This is a genomic window from Sporomusa sp. 246TCP1 (assembly GCF_057319775.1).
Map to the genome: position 1 here is coordinate 1,192,276 of NZ_CM170492.1, position 21,517 is coordinate 1,213,792.

Genomic DNA, 21,517 nt, shown 5'->3' on the forward strand with positions numbered 1-21,517 from the left:
AAAATGAGACGAGTAGTGGTAACGGGAATGGGAGCGGTAACTCCATTTGGTTTTGGTGTTAACTTACTATGGGATTCTCTTTTAAAAAATAAAAACGGAATTACAAAAATAAATAGTAAAAAAATTACGGGAGAAATAGTGCAAATTGCAGGCTGTTTGCCGGAAGTTGACTACTGGCATTATTGCGAAGAAGATCCATGCTTTTTTTCTCGCATCCCGGAGGATGATGATGTTAGAAAATTTTCTATTGCCGTGTATGAGGCACTGAGACAGGCAAAGCTTGACCCGCGAAAAATGGAATCCACCGATGGCATTGCAACTTGTATTGCTGACAGGGAAATGAGTTTTATCGAATATATTGATCAATATGCTCCGCTGCTTGCGGAGGCTACTGAAAATGGCATTTTTAATAATGATAAGTATTATATGCTACTTAAAACAAAAAAAGTTGGGAAAGAGGCACTGTTTGATGACCCGGATTCCATAAATCATTTTGTTGCCCGGAATTACAACATAACCGGTCCACAATTGAGCATAGCTACAGCTTGTGCATCCGGAAACAGTGCCATTGGTGAAGCATTTTTAAAGATAAAACACGGATATATTGATATGGCTATCGCCGGTGGTGCTTATAACTGGAATTTGAACGCAATGATTGGGTTTACCCGTCTGGAAGCGTTAACAAGAAATCCTGATCCGGAGACAGCCTGCAGACCGTTCGATGCCAATCGGGACGGCTTCGTTATGGGGAGCGGTTGTGGCATATTGATACTTGAAAGTCTTGAGTCAGCCCAAAAAAGAAATGTCAATATATTGACGGAAATTCTGGGATACGGATATTTAAGCGATGCCTACCGTTCCACCGATCCCGATCCAGAAGCCAAAGTCAGTACGGCTACCATAACGGCCTGTCTGGAAATGGCAAAAGTTTGTCCTACCGCTGTTGGATATATAAATGCCCACGGAACATCAACAAAAATGAATGATATGACAGAAACAGTCGCAATAAAAAATGTGTTTAAAGACTACGCTTATTCCATACCTATTTCGTCCACCAAATCTATGATTGGTCATTCAATCATGGCCAGTGCGGCGATTGAAGGTATTGTTTGTATAAAAAGTATTAACGAAAGCGTTATTCATCCTACGAGAAATTGGCGGAACCGTGATCCTAAATTGGATCTGGACTATGTTCCTGGAGAACCTCGGGAAGTAAAGGTAAAGTATGCACTTTCCAACAGTTTTGGCTTTGGCGGTCAAAACACCTCTATTCTCTATGCTAAATTTAAATAAGCCTGAAAGGAACTTGTAATATGTATGATATTGCCCAAGTTAAAGAATACTCTGATAATCATTTTTTAAATGCAGATAAGTATCCGCATTTAAAAAACAAAGTGGGAAGTTTTATTAATTATGGGGGAACAATCGGTTTACATTTAAATATAGATTCTTCTCATCACATTTATTTGAAAGATCATGTTTTTGGAACTAATTCCTTTGTTCCCGCTACCATGATCATGGAACTTTTATTTGAAGCGGCATTGTACTATTGTGAGCATTATAGGAACCAGGATGTAAAAGACTTAAAACCGGCGAGACTTATTGATTTTTCTATTTTACGTGCGTTGGCTATGCCGCCGGGTGGGGCGCTGAATGCAGAATTTGTGTTCAAACAAGTTACTGAGAGGGGTAAGGATATTGAATTAGAAATTGAAATTACCTCTCCAAGGGTTAATAAGTCTAATATAGCTATTGGAACAAGGCTTAATGCCGTCTCCAAAGTAATCCTTTCCGCTGTTTCCCCGCAACCGCGTAAGCTGAATATACCTGATTGCGCTTATCATTATTATCATTTGCCTAAAAATCAGTACTACGTGAAATATTTCCCGTCTCTGGGGCCTTTGTTCCAAAGTTCATGTGCTCGTTTTGCCGTGAGCGAGAACAAAAATTATTTTATTGGCGAGTACGATTGTCTTGACAAAGAAAGAAACTATATTCTCGGGCAAGAGTCGGCTTTTTTAACCTCTCCCCTTGGCAATGACTCCTGTTTGCAATCAGCGGTGTTTTTTTCAAGAATCATTAATCTTATTGGCAGACTGCCAATCGGCGGCCAGGAATTAGAATTTTACAGAACACATCCCGCATTAGGAAAGGTAAAGGTATTTGTGGAATGTGTTGCTATCAATGATGATATGGTAAGCAATATTTATTCTTTTGATTCGGCAGGAGCCATTTTTCATGCTAAGGAGTTTATCGTGCGAAAATCACCCTATCATAAATTAGTGGACCGGGAAGACTTCGACAGAATGCTTACTGAAAATATATCAGAACCGTTCCAGTGGTGGTAGGTGAAGGGAGGGAAAAATGAAAATAAAATTTTTATATGTTTTTTTGGGTAGCCCGGAAGAAGAATTTGAATTTCTCCCCGCTAATTCCACTCAGGGGATACTCTTTGTTTATTCGACCAGGACGGTATGAATTCGGTAAATGGTCCTTCATCCATGGAAAACGTAAAAATTATTAATCTTGCCGCAGGGGACACAATCCAGGAGTTAATATCCAGCCTTATGCCGATCCCCAACATTATTATTTACCCCTTATTATATAAATGTTCGACCGGCGTGGCGGAAAAGGAACTAGACAATCTTTTACAAAAAATCTTCATCTTTATAAAAATGATTTATTTGCCTACTATTCGTCACAGAGTAAGTAAAATATGGCTTTTAGATACAACTCCGTTAATTTTGCAAAATGATGGTTATAAAAATCTGGAAAATATTCGCCAATTGCATTCTTTTAGTGCCGGGTTGGAGACAATCGGGAAAGTAACCGCGTTAGAGTTGGCCAAAAAGACAATTAACGTTAATATAATCAAAATCAGCAAAGAAAAATATTATAAAAAATTAGAATCTTTTTTGCTATGGACACTTGAAGAAAATAATCTGTATGTAACTGCCCAGGAATTATCCATCTGAGAGGAAAAGAAGAATGGATACAAATAGAAAAATTGCGTTGATAACAGGGGGAAATCGGGGAATCGGTGCGGCAATCAGCAAAAAGCTGGCTTTAAACGGGCATTATGTTTATATCAACTGCCGCAATAAAAATAGTGCTATCCCTCTATTGGAAAATATTGTGTGTGCCGGTGGGAAAGGTGAAATTCTTGAATTTGATGTTACTGTCAGAGGACAAATTGACGAAGCTGCAAGAAGGTTCCAGTTCGAACGACTGGATATACTTGTTAATAATGCCGGCGTGTTAAAAGATAATTTAATTTACCAGATCAAGGTAGAGGATTGGTGTAAGGTTCTTCAGACCAACTACTTTGGTGCTGTAGCAGTGTATAACGCTTTTGTGGAAAAACTAAAAGCCTCAAATTCTGCCACTGTCGTTAATTTAGGTAGTATATCGGGAGTTAGGCCGCGGAAGGGTCAATTAGCCTATCTGTTTCTAAAGCCATGCTTATAGAATGGACAAAACAAATAAGTAGTGATAAAAACGGCGATAAAATCAAGTATTATGCTATTTCTCCCGGACCGGTGGCAACCGACTTAATAAAAAAATCACCATGGTATAATGACTATCGCTGCAAAGAATTCCGCTGGGACGCTATGCCAAAGCTGAGGAAATAGCTGATTTTATCTCATTTTTAACGAATAATAATCATGTATTTGAAAACGGCTCAAATATTATTATTGATGGCGGTTTTGGGCAAACAATTAAAGAACAGTAACATATTTAATTGGAATTAATAGTAAAAAAGAATTGATGTGTCATAAAAATGAGAAAAAATGTTAGTCAAAAATTTAAGGAAAGTGATAAAAGAACAATAAGTTATTATGTATGCGGTAATGAAAACTCTACAAATTGCCTGTTGTTTTTTAATGGTCTTTATATTGGCAATGAATCGTGGATCAAACAACAACGCTATCCGTATTTTCGCGATAATTACAAAATGATATTCTTTGACTATCCCGGAATGGGTGGCTCAGTTGAAAAAACTGAACAAGAATTTGGATTTGAAGATATAGTTAACGCCGGCAGGGAAATTGTGGATGAAGAAGGATTTGAGAAGATTTATGTAGTGGGTTACTCTGTTGGCGGCATGATCGGACTTTGGTTTACGTACAGATTTCAAGAGGACATTAATGGTTTGATCTTATTAAATACCGGAGTAAAACCATACATGCACGCTGAAAAACTGGTCCGAGGTTTATCGCTGCTTTTAGAGGAAGGCGTAAGCTTGGAAAATCTATTTATGTTTATTTATCCGTGGCATCATTCGCAAGAATATCTTGAAAAAGTTTCGAGCATGGAAAGGGATGTACTTCGCTATTATACAAAATACAATCAAAATATTAAATCCTTTCAGTCATTATTGAAGGCCATTAAAAACCATCCGGATTTAGAAGCTGTATTGGAAAAAATATCCGTTCCGGCCTTGATCATGGGCAGTGAAAAGGATTTTATCTTTCCCCTGCCTTGCCAAGAAGAAATTGTAGCCAAAATAAAAAATTCTACGCATTATATACTAGCAAATTGCGGTCATGCTTCGTTTATCGAAAAATATGAGGAAGTAAATCATTATATGAAATTGTACTTAACCGACCTTATAAAAAATTAAATAATTATAAAAATTATGTAAGGGAAGTGTTAAAATGGATTTTAAAATGAATCTTGAAAATCCGGTGGAAAGGGAAAAGTTTTTAGAGAATTTTGCGAAAAAAAGTTATACAGAAATGTTTGACATTCGTTCGCGCCTGGGACAACTGAACTGGTCAATGAATGTAATACCTAAATTCCGAGAAATACTGTTTAGTAAAGAAAATAAATATCCACACACGAAAAATGGCCTATATGTGCATATTCCCTTTTGTCACACCAGATGCGAGTATTGTCCCTATTATACCGATCCATATAATCCGGCATTAGTATCCGAATATCTAGCTGCCTTAGAAAAGGAAATAATGGCAATAAAAGATACTCCTTATATTAAATCAACCACATTTAGTCTTCTGCACTTTGGGGGCGGAACTCCAACCTTGCTTAGTGTTGATGAAATTAAAAGAATCTCTGAAGTTATCCTAAACAGTTTTTCATTTGAAAGCGGGGCGGAATGGTCCTTTGAAGGGAATCCGACAACATTTACTGAAAATAAGGCAGATGCTTTAAAAAGCGCTGGATTTAATCGGGTTAGCATGGGAATTCAAACTTTCCACGATCATTTACTGCAAGAAAATGGTTGCCCTCATACTGCGGAAAAAGCCAAGAATGCTATTAATTTGTTATTGGAATATGGTTTTATAGTCAATGTTGATATGATTTATGGATTACTCGGGCAATCTCAAGACGAGTTTGAAGAGGATTTAGATGAATTATGTAAGTTTAAGAATTTGCAGCAATTGACTTTATATGCACTGAAAATTGTTGAAAATACTCCCTTGAGTAAAGAACTTCAGAAAAAAGAAGACTTTACGGTGCCGGCTCATTATAAAAGGTTGTTAGAATATGATGCCTTAGCAGAAAAAAAACTAACGGCACACCAATATACGAGGGAAGAACATCCTATGTTCTATAATAAGAGATCTACTCTACATAAATATGTTTCAACAGAAACGAGAGTAGTCGGTTTAGGTGCCGGTGCCGGAACGATGATTGATGAGGGAGAGACTTATAATAATTATGATGTCAAAAAGTATATTGCCGCTCTTAATAAAAACAATTCTCCTGTGTTGGCCGGTTACAAAGTGACGCAACAGCAGAATTTCGAACGGTTTATTTTATATAGAATTATATATATGCATCGTTCGGCAGCAAATTTTCAAAAATTAGTTGGACAAAGATTCTTTGAATACTTTAATACATCCATAAATGAATTGTACTTTAAAGTTTTAGACGATATGAAAAAAAGGAAATTTATTGAGAAGGACACTGAAAACATCGTGTTTACCGATAGAATGTGGAATACGTTAGGTAGAATAAGAGTCACTATACCAAGTATTATATAAAAAAATTTGTTTAATTTAGTTTGCTGAATATGTAATGAGGAGGGTGAGCAATGGAAGAGAACAAGGCCAGCCGTATGGCACTGCTTATTGCCTACTGCCGGGGTTATCATGCTGTACATGACACCCCCAAGATATTTGATGACTTTCTTGCCCATCAATTGATTGGGGATGAGGTATGTGCAAACTTCGACGTGCGTTTAACGTCAACCGTCCAAAGAATTTCTGCTCAGTACCATGATCCGGCCACCGCCCTGGCATGGGCGATGAAAACCTTTTTACCCGTGTCCATTGCCTGCAGTCGTTCGCAATATGCGGAAGAATGCCTTGAGCAGTCTATCAAGCAGGGAGTACAACAATATGTAATTCTAGGGGCGGGAATGGATACATACGCGTTTCGACATTTGAAGACATTGAAACAACTTCAGGTGTTCGAGGTTGACCATCCCGCCACACAAGCCCTTAAGCGCCAGCGCCTTGCTGCGTTGGGCTGGGAGCAACCGGCGCAACTGCACCTTGTACCGGTGGATTTTACACAGGAGAATCTAGTAGCGGCACTCGCGCACTCAGCGTATGATCCGCAGATCGTAAGCTTTTTTAGTTGGTTGGGAGTCACCATATATTTGACCCGCGACGAGATATTCACTACGTTGCGTGACATCGCAAAAATCGCTCCCGCGGGCAGCGGGGTTGTTTTTGATTACTTAGATACTGACGCATTTTATCCTGAGAGAGCTCCGAAACGTATTCGAACTATGTTAGAGTATGCCCAGAAACAGGGTGAACCGATAAAAACGGGATTCGACCCATCCACGCTTGCCGCAGATCTTGCACCTTTGGGCTTCCACCTCCATCAAGACTTAAGCCCGGCCGATATCCAAAAGCGTTACTTCCAGGGACGCACAGATGGTTATTATGCGTGGGAGAATATGCACTTTGCGTGGGCAGTGGTTGAATAGCACTGAGGTGATCTTATCTGAAGAAATTGAACATGGAGAATGACGTCCACTGTTGCAGGTTGACATTGAATTGACCTTAATCATACAAGGAGTGGTAGAGATGGTTAAAAATTTTTTTAGAGATATAGCTATAATCGTGGCCTTGTGTTTTATCTTCCAGTCAGTGACTGGCTTCGCAGCCATGACTGGTACAACGTCCCCGCCTTTGTCAAGCGGACAGCAACATGAAACGTATATATTAGTCCATGGAGCATGGCATGGAGCATGGTGTTGGGACAAGGTAGTACCAATTTTAAGAATGTCAGGTCATAGAGTAATCGCAATTGATTTACCGGGACATGGTCAAGACCATTCCCCTATTGCCGACCAGAATTTAGAAACATATGTTAATAAAGTCATTCAAGTTATTGATGAACAGCCGGGAAAGGTTATCTTGGTCGGACATAGTATGGCAGGCTGTATTATTTCCGAGGCTGCTGAATATCGACCGCACAAGATAAAAAAATTAGTATACCTTGCAGCATTTTTATTACAAAATGGACAATCGATAAGTTCTGTGTTGCCTGCTGACTTGGCTGCTGAATATATGCGGGCGTTTATACCATCTGCAGATGGAAAGAGTATGACGCTAAAGCCAGAATATGCAAAATCTCTCTTTTATAATGATTGTGTAGAACAGGATATAAAATTTGCCTTAAATCACCTTTCAGCTGAGTCGGCAGAGGCGCTGAGTGAGCAGGTACATGTAACAGGTGCTAACATTCCCAAGGTCTTTGTTAAACCCCTTAATATAACCCCTCAAAAGTGGGGGAGTGTTCCCAAAGTGTATATTAAAACTCTTAAAGATAATGCAATACCTCCTGATTTGCAAAAACAAATGCTTGCCGGATTTCCCAATACACTAGTGTGTGAATTAAATACGGGCCATTCTCCATTTTTCGTAGCACCGGAGGAATTGGCGGAAACGTTGCTGAGAATACACAAGGTGGAAAAATGAATAACTGAAATTCAAAATTACAGTTTCTTATACAGTCCGGAACTGAAACACTAGCAAACCCTTTGGTTATCAATTAATGTTAACCAAAGGGTTGCTAGTGTTTTAAAAGGTTATAACGAGGATAATATTTTAATCCTGGGTTAACTTCGTTGTAAGTTTGGTTAGTTCGCTCATTCCGGTGAAGTCGCGCCTAAAGTGTTCCAGGCGGCATTTGAAGCATAACATCAGCACCAAAATCCCAGATACCGGTAACCTTCGCTAAAGCAGATGGACGATGGTACGTAGTTGCAAAGAGTAAAAATTGACATTCATCACCTAACTGCCTTTACCAAAAGTGCAATGAGGGTATTGGCACAAATCACAATTGAAACAGTATCCCCCATGGGCCAAGCGAGTAATGTCTTTCCGGGTAATTTCCTCTCCTGCTAAAATACGAGGAACAAGCAAATCAAATATTGTTGTTTTGTGATACATCACGCAACCGGGTAAACCTAATACCGGAATATCGCCGATACAGGCAAGCATAAACATTGACCCCGGAAGTACTGGTGCTCCGTAAGCAATGACACAGCCGCCGGCCTCTTTAATTCCCGCAGGGGTTACATCATCCGGGTCAACCGACATCCCGCCGGTGGTTATAATCATTTCGGCCCCTTCTTTGATTAACGTTAGGATGGACTCAGAAATCATCGCAACATTATCATCAGAAAAGATCTGCCGTAAAATTTGACTGCCTAATTCCGTTATTTTTCTCTGTATAACAGGGCCAAACTGATCTTGTATGCGTCCATGATAAACCTCGCTGCCGGTGGTAACGACTCCTACCTTTAGCGATCTTAACGGTTTGATCTCCACGATTGGGAAAAACGCCTCACCTATTTTTTCCACATTGCGTATTTTGTCAGTATTAATTACCAGAGGAACAACCCGGCTGCCGGCAATAACGTCTCCGGCACCGACCATCTGATTTGAATGAATGGTAGCCAACACTATTTCATCAATGTCGTTTATTTTTTCTAATGCACTGGTATTAATTTTTAACAGACCCGCCATTTTCGCTCTAAGTTCAACCTTGCCTTCCACTGGCTCTGTCAAGGTAATGCCTTGGCCGGCAACGGCTTCGGCGATTCTAATTGCTGCAGCATTTTCATGCAAAGCATTCTCATTTATTTCCCAGACATATAAGTGCTCTTTCCCTAAATTTAGTAGTTTAGGTATGTCCTCGCTCTTTACTACATGACCTTTTTTAAATGCCCGGCCTTTTGACTTTCCGGGAACAATCTCTGTAATGTCATGGCACATTACCATACCTTCCGCTTCGTATACTGATACGACTTTCATCCGCTCAACTCCTTATAATTATGAAAGTACCTAGAACAAGCTGTACTATTTATATTATAAATAAAAAAGCAAAGTGCAGCAAAGGGAAATGGCACTATGCACACTGGTTATAATTTTCAAATATCGCATTAGACAGATAAATGTAACTCGTTGGAGAATATTTCATCGATGAGGCAGGATTTTAATCGCTAGTAACGAATAATATTGATGAATAACAGAATATTCATTAACTCCGAATCTGGTAGTCTAATGGAAACTACGACAACCAGATCGTTGGGTTTACCAGGAAACCGGTAAGCCTCCCGTTGCGGAAAGGAGTAAGTGCTACTATTTGAGGCAGAGCGCTCTCCTTTTTTTGCGTGCTCTGTCTTTTTATTTTCCCTATAAGCATAACTTTTTTAAAACCGGAACGAGGACAACAGCGGCTGCTGCTTAGTAAAAAGATTGGCACAAGCCGTATTTTCTTTATTTGCAGGACCTGATGTTACGTTAAAATTTAGACAGGAGGGTGACTTATGGCTGTGTATGCCGAAAACTCTATTGATAGTACCTGGGACGGATGGCTAAATTTTACAGCCACGCTAAAAAGTACTGACAAGAATTATAATTATTCTATCAGACCAGAAATTTGGGATTCATGGATAAGGTGCCGTCAAGCCAAGGTTAATCCCAATGATGATAGCATTCATCGCCAATTGGAAATTGCCAGTCTTCAGGTTATGTTGCGAAAAAACCGGGATCTTATTATTATTGCCAAACCCTTTATGGAAAACTTGTACCAGATTGTCGCAGGCTCTGGTTTTGTTGTGGCACTAACCGATACACGTGGTTATATTATGGAAATTTTTGGCGATAAGGATACCTTGACAAACCCAATGACGGCGAGTTTTTTTCAAGGTGCGAATTGGAGTGAAGCCGAAGCTGGTACTAACGCTATTGGTACAGCATTGATTACAGGGCAATCAATTCAGGTTTCAGGATCTGAGCATTACTGCCGCAAACATCACTGTTTGACCTGTTCGGCAGCCCCGATCATTGACGAGAAAGGGACAGTTATAGGAATTCTTGATGTTTCAGGCAAATCAGAGGCTGCTCATTTACATACACTGGGGATGGTGATGGCTGCAGCGGAAGCAATTATGGCTCAGCTAGGTATTAGAAAAAAAAATAAAGAACTAAGTGTAATTAATAATCGGTTGACAAGTATTTTCAATACTATGTCTGATGGCGTAATTATGGTTGACAATAATGGTGTTATTAGCGAACTGAACCCTGTTGCCAAAAATATACTTGGCATTGGCATAAATGACATTGAGGATACGCGTGGAATTCAGGTAGAAAGCATCTTAGGAGCTAAAAATTCCTTTGTTAGAAGAATGCTAATGTGTAAAGAATCCTGCGCAGACACTGAAATCATGCTTGACATCAACGGTGAGATTAGTCATTTTTGGGCATCAGGGGAGCCTGTTACCGATGAACAGGGAGCAGTGACAGGCGGTGTTATTATTCTACGGCCCATTAAACAAATTCAAAATTTGGTGAACCGGTTTAGCGGAAACTATGGGACTTTACAGTTTAGCGACATTATTGGCGAAAGTAAAGCTATTCTGGAAGCTGTCCGGATAGCCTCACTTGCCGCAAACTCACTATCCAGCGTATTGCTTCAAGGCGAAAGCGGTACAGGAAAAGAAATATTTGCTCAGGCTATCCACAATCGAAGTGAACGTAACACCGGACCCTTCATAGCTGTAAACTGCGGGGCTATACCCAGGGAACTTATTGGCAGTGAACTATTTGGCTATGCGGAGGGTGCCTTTACTGGGGCTAAGCGTGGGGGGAAGCCAGGTAAATTCGAGCTCGCCTGCGGCGGAACGCTGTTTTTGGATGAAATTGGCGATATGCCGTTGGAACAGCAAGTAGCGTTGCTGCGTGTATTGCAGGAGAGAAAAGTAAATCGAATTGGCTGTGATAAGGTAATCCCTGTTGATGTCAGGGTGATTTGTGCTACCAATAAAAGTTTATTGAAAGAAGTAGAAAAGGGGACCTTTCGCAAAGATCTATATTATCGGTTAGATGTTATATCGATCACAATACCGCCGCTGCGGGAACGTTCCGATGATATCGTAGCATTGTTTAACTATTTTTTAGAAAAGCAGGATAAGCATGACCGGAACTTTTTGGTTAGTCCGGAGGTTATTGACCGAATTGTACGATACGACTGGCCAGGAAATGTGCGTGAACTCCAGAATGTGGTGGAGCGAATTGTTAGTCTGACAGAAGGGCAGGTGGTAAATCTCGGGAATTTACCGAAAGAAATTTGTAATTGGCAACCAGCAAATACAGATAGCGAAAATGTGGTTTCTTCAAATTATCATGCTGCAGAATCTTTTTGCGGGAGAGAGGGGCGACAGGGGCGACGCTTCATGCTTGAAGAGCATGAAAGACAGGAAATACTGGAATTGCTTTTCAACCATCGAGGAAATGTTAGTCTGACAGCGCGCAGCATGGGAGTTTCGCGAAATACCTTGTACCGAAAAATGAAACAGTATGAAATATACAAATAGTGCATAAGTGTCACTTTTGCATCACAATTATGCACATATTTAGGTACACATATTAGACTGAGAGAGAGAGAAGTATTGTTATTATGTGTCTAGTACACGCTTATATTTATTATTTTGCAAAGAAAAATTAATGGTAATTAAAGTAATTTATTTGGCTTAAAAAGCTACTTATAGCCATAAATATGGGATAATGTATTCCGAATAAAAAAAATGTCCGTGTGGAGAGGAGGTGAATAATAGAGAATAAATGGCACTGATTGTATTTTTGAAAAATAGTCAAAATTGGCATAAATCTTGCAATTATATAATTTCGAAATTGCTCTAAAATAATTCTAGGACATTTTGGAACATTCTAGAACGCTCTAGTGTTGCAAGAGGCTATATATGCAGATTGGAATTAGCTAAGGAGGAAGATCAATGAGAGCAGTTCCTGTATATCAGGCAGAAGGTATGGTTCTTTGTCATGATATTACTGAAATTATCCCAGGAAAACGTAAAGGCAAAGCATTTAGGAAGGGCCATGTAATCTGTAAGGAAGATATTCCGCGACTACTGGATATTGGCAAGGAAAATATTTATGTCTGGGAAGTAAATGCGCAGACAATTCATGAAAATGATGCGGCAACCAGATTTGCTAAGGCCGTAGCCGGGCCAGGTCTGGCCTTGAATGAGGCCTCAGAAGGCAAGGTTGAAATAAGAGCCAATACTCTTGGACTGCTAAAAGTAAATGTCGAAGCCCTGGAAAAAATCAACGATATTGACCAAGTGGCTGCAGCTACTTTACACACTAACCAGGTGGTGAATGCAGGGAAAAAGGTTACGGGCTGTAAAATTATTCCATTGGTGATTAACGCAGCTAAGCTTCGACAAATTGAGCAGATTGGTATTGACTATTACCCGGTTGTGGAGGTTAAACCTTTAAAGGCCTGCAAGGTGGGAGTGGTAACTACCGGCAGTGAAGTATATCATGGTCGAATAAAGGATTGTTTCGGCACGGTATTGACAGATAAATTTGAACAGTTAGGCAGTTCTATTTTACAGCAAGTGTTTGTACCGGATGATATTTCTATGATTGCAGAGGCCATTCATAGTTTGCGCGCCGCAGGCGCCGATATGATTGTGACTACCGGCGGCATGTCTGTCGATCCGGATGATGTAACACCTTCCGGTATCAGGGCGGCAGGCGGTGAGATTGTTATATATGGAGCACCTACTCTGCCTGGTGCAATGTTTATGCTGGCTTATTTAGGAACTGTTCCGGTTCTTGGATTGCCTGGCTGTGTAATGTATCATAAAAGTACGATATTTGATTTAGTGGTCCCCCGCATACTGGCTGGAGAAGTACTGTCCAGGAAAGATATAACAAAGTTTGGCTATGGCGGGTTGTGTCTTGTATGTGAAGAATGCCGCTATCCCGAATGCAGCTTTGGCAAAGGTTACTAATAGCTGCACAGTAAGGTTATGCGTATTTCGGGGATGAAGAAATCCCCTGAAATATAGATTATTGAATAATAAGGGAGACGAGAGAGCAGATGCAAAAGAAAACTCTGATTATCAATGGTTTGCCCAGAACGCTAATTGTTGATCTGGATGCCAGTTTGGCTAGTGTGCTCCGGGAACAACTGCTGTTGACTGGTTGCAAGGTTGGCTGTAATCAAGGGCAATGCGGGACTTGTTCAATTATTATGGATGGCCGGGTAATACGGTCTTGCGTCACGAAGATGAAAAAGGTTCCTGATGAAGCCAATATTACAACCATTGAAGGATTGGCTACACCTACTAACCTCCATCCGCTGCAAGTTGCCTGGATGGCCTATGGCTGCGCTCAATGCGGTTTCTGCAGTCCTGGATTTATTTTATCAGCGAAAGTATTGCTTGATGAGAATCCCAGCCCCACTAGAGAAGATATTCGCGCATGGTTCCAAAAACACCGCAATGCCTGCCGCTGCACAGGTTATAAACCTTTAGTCGATGCTGTTATGGCAGCTGCTAGTATTCTTCGCGGGGAAATGCGCAAAGAAGAACTGATTTTCAAACCTGTCGGCAACAAAATTTACGGCACAACCTATATTCGTCCGTCTGCCTTGCAGAAAGTTACCGGTACCTGGGATTTTGGCGCCGATGTTGCGCTGCAAATGCCTACAGGCACTTTGCGGTTAGCTCTTGTTCAAGCAGAGGTATCTCATGCGAATATTAAAGGCATTGACTACTCGGAAGCCGAGAAAATGCCTGGTGTATATAAAGTAATCACCCATAAAGACGTTAAAGGTAAAAACCGGATTTCCGGTCTGATCACTTTCCCGACTAATAAAGGTGACGGCTGGGATCGCCCCATTCTTTGCGATGAGAAAGTATTCCAGTTTGGTGATGCTATTGCCATAGTTGCCGCAGATACGGAAGAACATGCCAAAGCAGCAGCTAAAGCAGTAAAGGTTGATCTTGAAGTATTGCCGGCATACATGAGTGCTCCTGCCGCAATGGCACCTGATGCTATTGAAATCCATCCCGGAACTCCTAATATTTACTTTGAGACTGGTGTGGTAAAAGGCGAAGACACTAAACCATTTATGGATCGCGCAGATGTTGTTACTGCAGAAGTCGAAACCTACTGCAGCCGTCAGCCGCATCTTCCGCTTGAGCCTGATTGCGGCAGTGCCTATATTGATGAAGAAGGTCGCCTGACTATTCATTCTAAGAGTATTGCATTACACTTGCATCATGCCATGATTGTCGCCGGTATTGGTATTGAACCGGAGAAATGCCGCCTTTTAGCTAACCCGACTGGTGCTACTTTTGGCTACAAATTTAGTCCAACAAATGAAGCTTTACTGGGTGTTGCCTGTCTTGCTTGCGATGGTAAGCCTGTTTCTCTTGTCTTCAATATGTTCCAGCAAATTACTTATACAGGCAAGCGTTCACCTGCACTTGTTAAAACGAAACTGGCTGCTGATAAAACAGGTAAAATTTTGGCAATGGAAACCAAATGGTGGCTGGATCATGGTCCGTACAGTGAATTCGGTGACCTGAACTGCATCCGTCAAGGTCAGTTTACCGGTGCTGGTTATGATATTCCGAACATCCGCGGTAAAGGCCAGTGCGTGTGCACCAACCATGGCTGGGGATCTGCATTCCGCGCCTACGGCTCGCCTAAAGCCTTCTTGTCATCAGAAATCTGCATTGATGAGCTGGCCGAAAAACTTGGCATGGATCCATTGGAATTGCGCTATAAGAATGTATATCGCCCTGGTGCTACCACACCAACCGGCCAGGTACCGGAAGTATTCTGCCTGCCGGAAATGCTTGATAAAATCCGTCCTTACTGGGAAGAAGCCAAGATACGTTGTAAAGAACTTTCAACCCCTGAAAAGAAACGCGGCGTTGGCTTATCACTCGGAATATATGGTTGCGGTCTGGATGGCGCGGACAGTTCGCATGCTTGGACAGAACTTAATCCGGACGGCACAATAACTGTTGGTAATTCCTGGCAGGATCATGGTCAAGGTGCCGACCTTGCAACTTTGACACATGCTCATGAAACCTTCCGTCAGATGGGGATTACTCCTGATCAAATTAAGCTTGTCATGAATGATATGGCCTTTACACCAGCCAGCGGTCCATCCGGCGGCAGCCGTCAAAACGTTATGACTGGTAACGCCACGAGGGTTGCCAGTGAAATGCTGGTCAATGCTATGCGTAAACCTGACGGCACGTTCCGGACTTACGACGAAATGGTAGCTGAAAAAATTCCTCTCCACTATGATGGTTCATGGACGGCATCCATGTGCACTGACTGCGATCTGGAAACCATGCAAGGTGACCCATTTGCCATTTACATGTATGCAGTCTTTATGCCTGAAGTAGAAGTTGATATGAAGACCGGTAAGGCAACCGTAGTCCGGTTTGTAACTGTTCAGGATATTGGAACACTTACCAATAAAACAACCTGCGATGGCCAGGTCTACGGCGGTTTGGCCCAAGGTATCGGTCTTGCTCTTACTGAAGACTTTGAAGACCTCAAAAAACATACCAGCCTTGTTGGTTGCGGCCTGCCGTTTATTAAGGATATTCCGGATGATATGGAAATCATCTACAATATCTCCCCGCGTGAGAACGGACCATATGGTGCAGCTGGCGTAGGTGAAGGACCGTTGACAGCTCCACATCCGGCTATTCTTAACGCCATTTATAATGCCTGCGGCGTACGTATTTACTCAGTACCTGCATTGCCGGAAAAAATTAAAGCAGGCCTGGACGCACTCGCTGCTAAAAAGTAATTAGCGGTAAATAAGCGAATATAAAAAATGTAGTATTCTAAAATTAGACTGGAAAGCGTATCGCTTTCCGGTCGTTTTAGGATTTCTATACCAGGAAGAGGGTGTTTCAAATGGATCAAATGGATCAAAATTTATTGCGTGAACGGGAATCAAAATGTATTCAGGAAAATCCACCGGCTTGTACTGCGGGGTGTCCGGTTCATGTTGATGCCCGGGGTATGGCTAAAGCTGTACAGAAAGAAGATTACGCGACAGGATTTGCCTTATTTAACAGAATGGTCCCTTTTCCCGGAATTATTAGCAGAATTTGTGATCAACCCTGTCGGCAAACCTGTAAGCGTAATGAAATTGACGAATCTATTTTTATCAGGGGTTTAGAACAAATTTGTGTTGATAACAACAACAATACTGCTCCCAAGTTACTATTACCGAAAGCTAAAAGTCAGAAGGTAGCTATTGTTGGCGCCGGGTTGAGCGGCTTGACCGCAGCGTTGGAGCTTAGTCGCAAAGGGTACAAAGTGACTGTTTTTGAAGCTGCAGACCGTTTGGGAGGAAGCATCTGGGATATCGCGGAAAACAAGCTGCCACGGCAATTGATTCATAATGATTTTGAGATTATCGCCAAATTTCCTATAGAGATTCGCTATAATACAGCTATTAATGCCTTAGATAGTTTGAGCGCGGAGTATGATGCGATCTATCTGGCTACAGGTTTTCAACTAACTGACAATTCAGACTTAGGTCTGGAGTTAGCGTCAGATGGCAAAATCAAGGTTGATTTGACATCGTTAGCAACAAGCAACAGCAAAGTGTTCGCCGGTGGCAGTCTTCGCCGTGAATACGGACATCCATCGCCGATTGCTTCAATAGCTGATGGTAAAACCGCCGCGATTTCGATTGACCGGCTGTTTCAAAATGCATCCCTTACTGCTAATAGAGAGAAAGAGGGATCTTATGAGACTGCCCTCTATACCAATATAAAAGGGATAAAACCTGAACCCATGGTAATTGCCGGTGATTGTGACAGCGGTTACAGTAAAACAGAAGCTGTGCAGGAAGCTAATCGTTGTTTGTTATGTGAGTGCCAGGAGTGCGTGAAAGCCTGTGAATATCTTGCACATTATCGGGGGTACCCCAAACGGTATGCACGCGAGGTATACAATAACTTGTCCATTGTTATGGGAATCCACCATGCTAACAATATGATTAACTCTTGTAGTTTATGTGGTCTGTGTGAACAAATTTGTCCGGGAAATTTGAATATGGGTGAAATCTGCCATGAAGCAAGAAAAATAATGGTAAATAAGGGGAAAATGCCACCATCGACTCACGATTTTGCTTTAAGGGATATGCAATTTAGCAATAGCGAAGCATGTGCTCTGACTAGAAATCAGCCTGGCACTTCAACAAGTGAGTGGGTATTTTATCCCGGTTGCCAGTTAGCAGCCTCATCACCGCAATATGTGCAACAGATGTACAGTTTTTTACGTGAAAAGCTGGACGGTGGTGTCGGGTTACTATTAGGTTGTTGTGGAGCACCAGCCAGTTGGGCAGGACAGGAGGCAGTGTTTCGGGAGACAAGGAATAATCTGGAAAGCAACTGGCGTAGTTTGGGAAGTCCCAAGATTATTACGGCTTGTCCTACCTGTTTGAGCCTATTTAAAAATGATTCACCTGACATGCCGGTGGAAAACTTATGGACATTGCTGGAACGTATTGGTTTGCCGGAAGGCAGCACCCAATTAGCCAAGACACAGCAAAAATTGGCGATACATGACAGCTGTACCACAAGGCATGATGCTGAGATTCAGACCAGTGTAAGAAACCTTTTGGGTAGACTGGGATATCAAATTGAAGAGTTGCCTTTAAGCCGTGAAACTACAGTATGTTGCGGTTATGGAGGTTTAATGCTTTATGCCAACAAGGAGATTGCGCATAAAGTTATAGATAGACGAATTAATGAAAGTGAATTAGACTATCTCGCGTACTGTAGCATGTGCCGGGATAATTTTGCCAGTCAGGGAAAACGTACATACCATCTCCTTGATTTGATTTTGGGTGGTGGCCAGGAAAATCTGGCTGCGCAACCAGGGCCTGGTTATTCAAAGCGTCAGGAAAACCGTGCCAAATTGAAACAAACATTATTAAGAGAAGTTTGGGGTGAAGAGGTGGCACAGCCGCAAGCTGAGGTCAAGGTCACTATTCCTGCTGATGTATTGCAACTGATGGAGGATAGGCGGATTCTTGTCGATGATGTTACTAACGTTATTGCCCATGCGGAAAGTTCCGGCAGTAAACTCAAGGACGCCAGGAGCGGCCATTATATAGCATATTTTAAGCCGGCCAGCGTGACCTATTGGGTAGAGTATTTGCCGCAGGCGGATGGATTTGTCGTTCAAAATGCTTATTGTCACAGAATAGAAATTGAAGGATAGTGGAGGAAACATGAGCAAACTGTTAGAAGAACCATTAGATATTGTTTGTGTTACATGTGGCATTAAGCTGACATTGGGAAAGGTAGAGTTGTCGTATCTTGGCAGCAACTTTCCGGTTGAGCTGTATAGATGTCCGCAGTGTGGCTTAGTTTATATTCCTGAGGAATTAGCTAATGGCAAAATGAAAAAGGTGGAAGCAGCGTTGGAGGATAAATGATGCTTCACCAACATCCGGGCGGGCTGACATTAACCAAACAGGTTATTAAGTACTGTGCATTTATGCCTGGTGCAAAAGTGCTTGATGTCGGCTGCGGCACCGGAGTAACTATGGAGTATCTGCAGGATGCCTGTGGGTTACAGGCAGTAGGAGTCGATGTATCTGAGGCCCGGCTGGAGCAAGGCAGGATGTGCTCGCCATATTTGCAGTTTATTCAGGCAGCAGGCGAAAGCCTGCCGTTTGCCGATGTCTCATTTGACGGCGTAATAACTGAATGTAGTTTGTCGGTTATGCAAGATGCCGGTACAGTTTTAACTGAAATTAGCCGTGTTCTTGTGCCGGGAGGAAAGCTGGCGATAACAGATGTTTATTTACCGGTTTCCGATAGTACGGCTGGATATCTGAATAGAAACCAACTAAAAAAAATGCTGGAGAAATCCGGCTTTACTATCGTTGTTTGGGAAGACCAGTCGGCATTTTTGCGGGAGTTTATTGCCTGCTATATTATGGAATGCGGATCAGTGGAAGAACTGTGGCAATGTGTATCCATTCCCAAGATTAAGGCGGGATACTTTTTACTAGTGGCTAAAAAAAGGCAAATGGAAGGATGAAATACTTTGGACGAAAAAACATGTCCTCGCTGTAATAGTGTACTAACGAATAATGCCCCCTTGTATCAATGCTGTAGGTGTTTTACCTATTATTGCAAAAATTGTGAAGAGAGCAATAATGGCCGGAAATGTCCTAAATGTAATATGGGGCCGCGCTTGATCGTTCCAACGGGAAAATAAGAAAGTGTGGTGGCACGAATAATGACAGAAGAAACAGAGCTTTTAGAAAAAATTGAGGCAGATGAGGTTATTGTTGAAGTTATTGATAAAAACACAGGCAAACTATTTAGACGGAACCTGCCGCTGGGATATTTGGAAACCGGTAACGGCATAATCTTGTCGGGAGAGACCTTTGACGGCAAGCCAGCAGAAATTAACTTTTTATCTGATGCCGCCATAGCTAAAATCACTGATTTGTTTGGAAAAGGCCCTGATCAGTCCCATTGTGACAACGAGGAGGAGCAGGGATGAGTTTTTCTAAATTGCTGTCAGCGTTGAATAGCAATAGTGCCGGAGTAATAGATACCTTGACGGTGATAGATTGTAACCCCAAGCAGGCTAGCCTGCTTGGGCAAATGATTATTATTCAATCAGATGGCAAAACAGAAACAAAAATGGATGGACAACTAGAGCCATTTGTGATGGATAAAATATTGGATATAGTGCGGACAACGAGTTGGACCAAGCCGGTAATTATTTTAGTTGAAGATCAGCAAAAAAATACATACAAACTATTTTGGGATAGAATTGTCCAAAAGTTGCGCGCTATCGTATTTGGCGGCGGCCATATTAGCCAACCGTTGGTTCAGATACTGTCATTAATAGATTTTGCCGTGACGGTTATTGATGACCGTCCGGAATTTGCCAATACAGCCAGATTTCCTGGCGCTCACCAGGTAGTCTGTAATAATTTTCAGCTAGCCATGAAAAACCTAACAATAGACAATGGTACGGCTGTTATTATTGTCACCCGCGGACACCGCTATGACTTGGATTGTCTGCGTGCTACTATGGGAAGCAATGCCCGGTATCTGGGAATGATTGGCAGTAAAAAACGTATTAGAGAGATTATTAATCTGGTGAAGGAAGAAGGAGCACCAATAGATATTGAAAAACGGCTTCACGCGCCTATTGGTCTTGATATAAAAGCAGAAACGCCTACTGAAATAGCACTTAGTATTGCGGCAGAAGTGGTAGCGGCTTTTCGTGGTGGGTCCGGCTGTCCACTGAGTGGGCATAAGGAGGCGTTCTAATGGATCGGGATTTGTTAGAGTATATCTGTGAATGTCAGAGCAAAGGGGAACAGGCAGCCTTAGTCACTATTGTGGAAACCCGTGGTTCAACTCCTCGTAAGGCAGGCAGTAAAATGCTGATTTTACCTGATGGCAGATCTTGTGGTACCATTGGCGGTGGCTGTGGGGAAGCAGATGTTAGGCGTCAGGCGTTAATAGCACTAGATAATAAGCAATCCCAGATGTATACAGTTAGAATGCTGAATGATGTGGCTGCAGATGAAGGGATGGTCTGCGGAGGAATCATGGAAGTGTTTATTCAGGTCATATAAGCTATGATGAGGCGAAAGGAAGGGCTGGAAATATGACAGACAGATTTTTAAAGTTGCTTGAGTTATCACAAGCGGGTTTTTACTGTAGCCAAATCTTACTTATTATTGGGCTGGAAGCCCAGGGAAAAGAAAATCCTGATCTGGTGCGGGCTATGTCAGGACTTGTTGGCGGCCTGGGGTTCAGTGGCAGGACTTGTGGCGCTTTGACTGGCGGGGCCTGTCTGATCGGTCTATATGCCGGTAAGGGATCAGTCGAAGAAATGGAAGACAGTCGTGTCAATGATATGATAAGAGAGTTTGCGGAATGGTTTGAGCAGGAAGCAAGTTCTCAATATAGCGGCAGTACCTGTGATATCATCTTAGAGAAGAACCCGCAAAACCGGGCATCACGCTGCCCGGACCTTGTGTTAAAGACGCTTGATAAAGTTGAGGAAATCCTAGAAGCCAATGGCTATGACCTCTCAGGCCGGCTCGAAATTTAGGCCTCCTATATATTATTTCGCGCACAAAAGAAACTTATAGATATAGTCAGGTGGTGTATTGCCAACAT

The 21,517-nt window shown here is 41.9% G+C and carries 20 protein-coding genes and 1 riboswitch; of the genes, 19 read left to right on the forward strand and 1 reads right to left on the reverse strand.

The window, feature by feature from the left end; genetic code table 11:
- Positions 1-3: 3 nt before the first annotated feature.
- From AC1ECB_RS05950 to AC1ECB_RS05990, 9 genes are all read left to right on the forward strand, one after another.
- Positions 4-1,293, forward strand: a complete 1,290-nt coding sequence (locus AC1ECB_RS05950) for a beta-ketoacyl-[acyl-carrier-protein] synthase family protein (RefSeq protein ID WP_485667862.1) — start codon at positions 4-6, stop codon at positions 1,291-1,293.
- Positions 1,294-1,313: 20 nt separating this feature from the next.
- Positions 1,314-2,348: a hotdog family protein gene (locus AC1ECB_RS05955; protein WP_485667863.1), complete on the forward strand. Its 1,035-nt coding sequence runs from the start codon at positions 1,314-1,316 to the stop codon at positions 2,346-2,348.
- 126 nt (positions 2,349-2,474) lie between these two features.
- Positions 2,475-2,975 (forward strand): hypothetical protein, encoded by a 501-nt coding sequence (locus AC1ECB_RS05960; protein ID WP_485667864.1) that lies wholly within the window; start codon positions 2,475-2,477, stop codon positions 2,973-2,975.
- 13 nt (positions 2,976-2,988) lie between these two features.
- Positions 2,989-3,468 (forward strand): SDR family NAD(P)-dependent oxidoreductase, encoded by a 480-nt coding sequence (locus tag AC1ECB_RS05965; protein ID WP_485667865.1) that lies wholly within the window; start codon positions 2,989-2,991, stop codon positions 3,466-3,468.
- A gap of 133 nt (positions 3,469-3,601) precedes the next feature.
- Positions 3,602-3,733: a hypothetical protein gene (locus tag AC1ECB_RS05970; protein WP_485669289.1), complete on the forward strand. Its 132-nt coding sequence runs from the start codon at positions 3,602-3,604 to the stop codon at positions 3,731-3,733.
- 48 nt (positions 3,734-3,781) lie between these two features.
- Positions 3,782-4,624: an alpha/beta fold hydrolase gene (locus AC1ECB_RS05975; RefSeq protein ID WP_485667866.1), complete on the forward strand. Its 843-nt coding sequence runs from the start codon at positions 3,782-3,784 to the stop codon at positions 4,622-4,624.
- Positions 4,625-4,658: 34 nt separating this feature from the next.
- Positions 4,659-6,008 carry a coproporphyrinogen-III oxidase family protein gene (locus AC1ECB_RS05980; RefSeq protein ID WP_485667867.1) on the forward strand — a complete coding sequence of 450 codons (1,350 nt, stop codon included), beginning with the start codon at positions 4,659-4,661 and terminating at the stop codon, positions 6,006-6,008.
- Between the two features lie 50 nt (positions 6,009-6,058).
- Positions 6,059-6,964 (forward strand): class I SAM-dependent methyltransferase, encoded by a 906-nt coding sequence (locus tag AC1ECB_RS05985; RefSeq protein ID WP_485667868.1) that lies wholly within the window; start codon positions 6,059-6,061, stop codon positions 6,962-6,964.
- A gap of 100 nt (positions 6,965-7,064) precedes the next feature.
- Positions 7,065-7,961: an alpha/beta fold hydrolase gene (locus AC1ECB_RS05990; protein ID WP_485667869.1), complete on the forward strand. Its 897-nt coding sequence runs from the start codon at positions 7,065-7,067 to the stop codon at positions 7,959-7,961.
- Between the two features lie 315 nt (positions 7,962-8,276).
- Here AC1ECB_RS05990 and AC1ECB_RS05995 read toward each other — a convergent pair whose 3' ends face one another.
- Positions 8,277-9,302 (reverse strand): molybdopterin-binding protein, encoded by a 1,026-nt coding sequence (locus AC1ECB_RS05995; RefSeq protein ID WP_485667870.1) that lies wholly within the window; start codon positions 9,300-9,302, stop codon positions 8,277-8,279.
- A gap of 218 nt (positions 9,303-9,520) precedes the next feature.
- Positions 9,521-9,635: riboswitch (molybdenum cofactor riboswitch) on the forward strand.
- A 182-nt stretch (positions 9,636-9,817) separates the two neighbouring features.
- Between AC1ECB_RS05995 and AC1ECB_RS06000 the strand changes: the two genes are divergently transcribed.
- The 10 genes from AC1ECB_RS06000 (at position 9,818) to AC1ECB_RS06045 (ending at position 21,449) form a co-directional block, all read left to right on the forward strand.
- A complete protein-coding gene (locus AC1ECB_RS06000; protein WP_485667871.1) occupies positions 9,818-11,866 on the forward strand; it encodes a sigma-54-dependent Fis family transcriptional regulator in 2,049 nt (682 codons plus the stop codon).
- A 417-nt stretch (positions 11,867-12,283) separates the two neighbouring features.
- Positions 12,284-13,309 (forward strand): molybdopterin-binding protein, encoded by a 1,026-nt coding sequence (locus tag AC1ECB_RS06005; RefSeq protein WP_485667872.1) that lies wholly within the window; start codon positions 12,284-12,286, stop codon positions 13,307-13,309.
- A gap of 89 nt (positions 13,310-13,398) precedes the next feature.
- On the forward strand, positions 13,399-16,140 hold the full coding sequence (locus tag AC1ECB_RS06010) for a molybdopterin-dependent aldehyde oxidoreductase (protein ID WP_485667873.1): 2,742 nt from the start codon (positions 13,399-13,401) through the stop codon (positions 16,138-16,140).
- Between the two features lie 110 nt (positions 16,141-16,250).
- Positions 16,251-18,575, forward strand: coding sequence for a pyridine nucleotide-disulfide oxidoreductase/dicluster-binding protein (locus AC1ECB_RS06015; protein WP_485667874.1), 2,325 nt, complete (start codon positions 16,251-16,253; stop codon positions 18,573-18,575).
- 10 nt (positions 18,576-18,585) lie between these two features.
- Positions 18,586-18,792, forward strand: coding sequence for a DVU_1557 family redox protein (locus AC1ECB_RS06020; RefSeq protein WP_485667875.1), 207 nt, complete (start codon positions 18,586-18,588; stop codon positions 18,790-18,792).
- The gene (gene trsM / locus AC1ECB_RS06025; RefSeq protein WP_485667876.1) at positions 18,789-19,403 is read left to right on the forward strand and encodes a DVU_1556 family methyltransferase; all 615 of its coding nucleotides are present in this window, start codon (positions 18,789-18,791) and stop codon (positions 19,401-19,403) included. Before AC1ECB_RS06020 ends, trsM begins: the two co-directional genes overlap by 4 nt.
- A 201-nt stretch (positions 19,404-19,604) precedes the next feature.
- A complete protein-coding gene (locus AC1ECB_RS06030; protein ID WP_485667877.1) occupies positions 19,605-19,874 on the forward strand; it encodes a hypothetical protein in 270 nt (89 codons plus the stop codon).
- Positions 19,871-20,656, forward strand: coding sequence for an XdhC family protein (locus tag AC1ECB_RS06035; RefSeq protein ID WP_485667878.1), 786 nt, complete (start codon positions 19,871-19,873; stop codon positions 20,654-20,656). Before AC1ECB_RS06030 ends, AC1ECB_RS06035 begins: the two co-directional genes overlap by 4 nt.
- Positions 20,656-20,967, forward strand: coding sequence for an XdhC family protein (locus tag AC1ECB_RS06040; RefSeq protein ID WP_021167683.1), 312 nt, complete (start codon positions 20,656-20,658; stop codon positions 20,965-20,967). Before AC1ECB_RS06035 ends, AC1ECB_RS06040 begins: the two co-directional genes overlap by 1 nt.
- Before the next feature lie 32 nt (positions 20,968-20,999).
- Entirely contained in the window at positions 21,000-21,449 is a 450-nt protein-coding gene (locus AC1ECB_RS06045; protein WP_485667879.1) for a DVU_1555 family C-GCAxxG-C-C protein, read from the forward strand.
- The last annotated feature ends 68 nt before the right edge of the window (positions 21,450-21,517 follow it).

Excerpts from the sequence above, each read along its gene's own strand:
- AC1ECB_RS05950 (WP_485667862.1), top strand. The coding sequence starts at position 4 with ATGAGACGAGTAGTGGTAACGGGAATGGGAGCGGTAACTCCATTTGGT.
- AC1ECB_RS05955 (WP_485667863.1), top strand. The coding sequence starts at position 1,314 with ATGTATGATATTGCCCAAGTTAAAGAATACTCTGATAATCATTTTTTA.
- AC1ECB_RS05960 (WP_485667864.1), top strand. The coding sequence starts at position 2,475 with ATGAATTCGGTAAATGGTCCTTCATCCATGGAAAACGTAAAAATTATT.
- AC1ECB_RS05965 (WP_485667865.1), top strand. The coding sequence starts at position 2,989 with ATGGATACAAATAGAAAAATTGCGTTGATAACAGGGGGAAATCGGGGA.
- AC1ECB_RS05975 (WP_485667866.1), top strand. The coding sequence starts at position 3,782 with ATGAGAAAAAATGTTAGTCAAAAATTTAAGGAAAGTGATAAAAGAACA.
- AC1ECB_RS05980 (WP_485667867.1), top strand. The coding sequence starts at position 4,659 with ATGGATTTTAAAATGAATCTTGAAAATCCGGTGGAAAGGGAAAAGTTT.
- AC1ECB_RS05985 (WP_485667868.1), top strand. The coding sequence starts at position 6,059 with ATGGAAGAGAACAAGGCCAGCCGTATGGCACTGCTTATTGCCTACTGC.
- AC1ECB_RS05990 (WP_485667869.1), top strand. The coding sequence starts at position 7,065 with ATGGTTAAAAATTTTTTTAGAGATATAGCTATAATCGTGGCCTTGTGT.
- AC1ECB_RS05995 (WP_485667870.1), bottom strand. The coding sequence starts at position 9,302 with ATGAAAGTCGTATCAGTATACGAAGCGGAAGGTATGGTAATGTGCCAT.
- AC1ECB_RS06000 (WP_485667871.1), top strand. The coding sequence starts at position 9,818 with ATGGCTGTGTATGCCGAAAACTCTATTGATAGTACCTGGGACGGATGG.
- AC1ECB_RS06005 (WP_485667872.1), top strand. The coding sequence starts at position 12,284 with ATGAGAGCAGTTCCTGTATATCAGGCAGAAGGTATGGTTCTTTGTCAT.
- AC1ECB_RS06010 (WP_485667873.1), top strand. The coding sequence starts at position 13,399 with ATGCAAAAGAAAACTCTGATTATCAATGGTTTGCCCAGAACGCTAATT.
- AC1ECB_RS06015 (WP_485667874.1), top strand. The coding sequence starts at position 16,251 with ATGGATCAAATGGATCAAAATTTATTGCGTGAACGGGAATCAAAATGT.
- AC1ECB_RS06020 (WP_485667875.1), top strand. The coding sequence starts at position 18,586 with ATGAGCAAACTGTTAGAAGAACCATTAGATATTGTTTGTGTTACATGT.
- trsM (WP_485667876.1), top strand. The coding sequence starts at position 18,789 with ATGATGCTTCACCAACATCCGGGCGGGCTGACATTAACCAAACAGGTT.
- AC1ECB_RS06030 (WP_485667877.1), top strand. The coding sequence starts at position 19,605 with ATGACAGAAGAAACAGAGCTTTTAGAAAAAATTGAGGCAGATGAGGTT.
- AC1ECB_RS06035 (WP_485667878.1), top strand. The coding sequence starts at position 19,871 with ATGAGTTTTTCTAAATTGCTGTCAGCGTTGAATAGCAATAGTGCCGGA.
- AC1ECB_RS06040 (WP_021167683.1), top strand. The coding sequence starts at position 20,656 with ATGGATCGGGATTTGTTAGAGTATATCTGTGAATGTCAGAGCAAAGGG.
- AC1ECB_RS06045 (WP_485667879.1), top strand. The coding sequence starts at position 21,000 with ATGACAGACAGATTTTTAAAGTTGCTTGAGTTATCACAAGCGGGTTTT.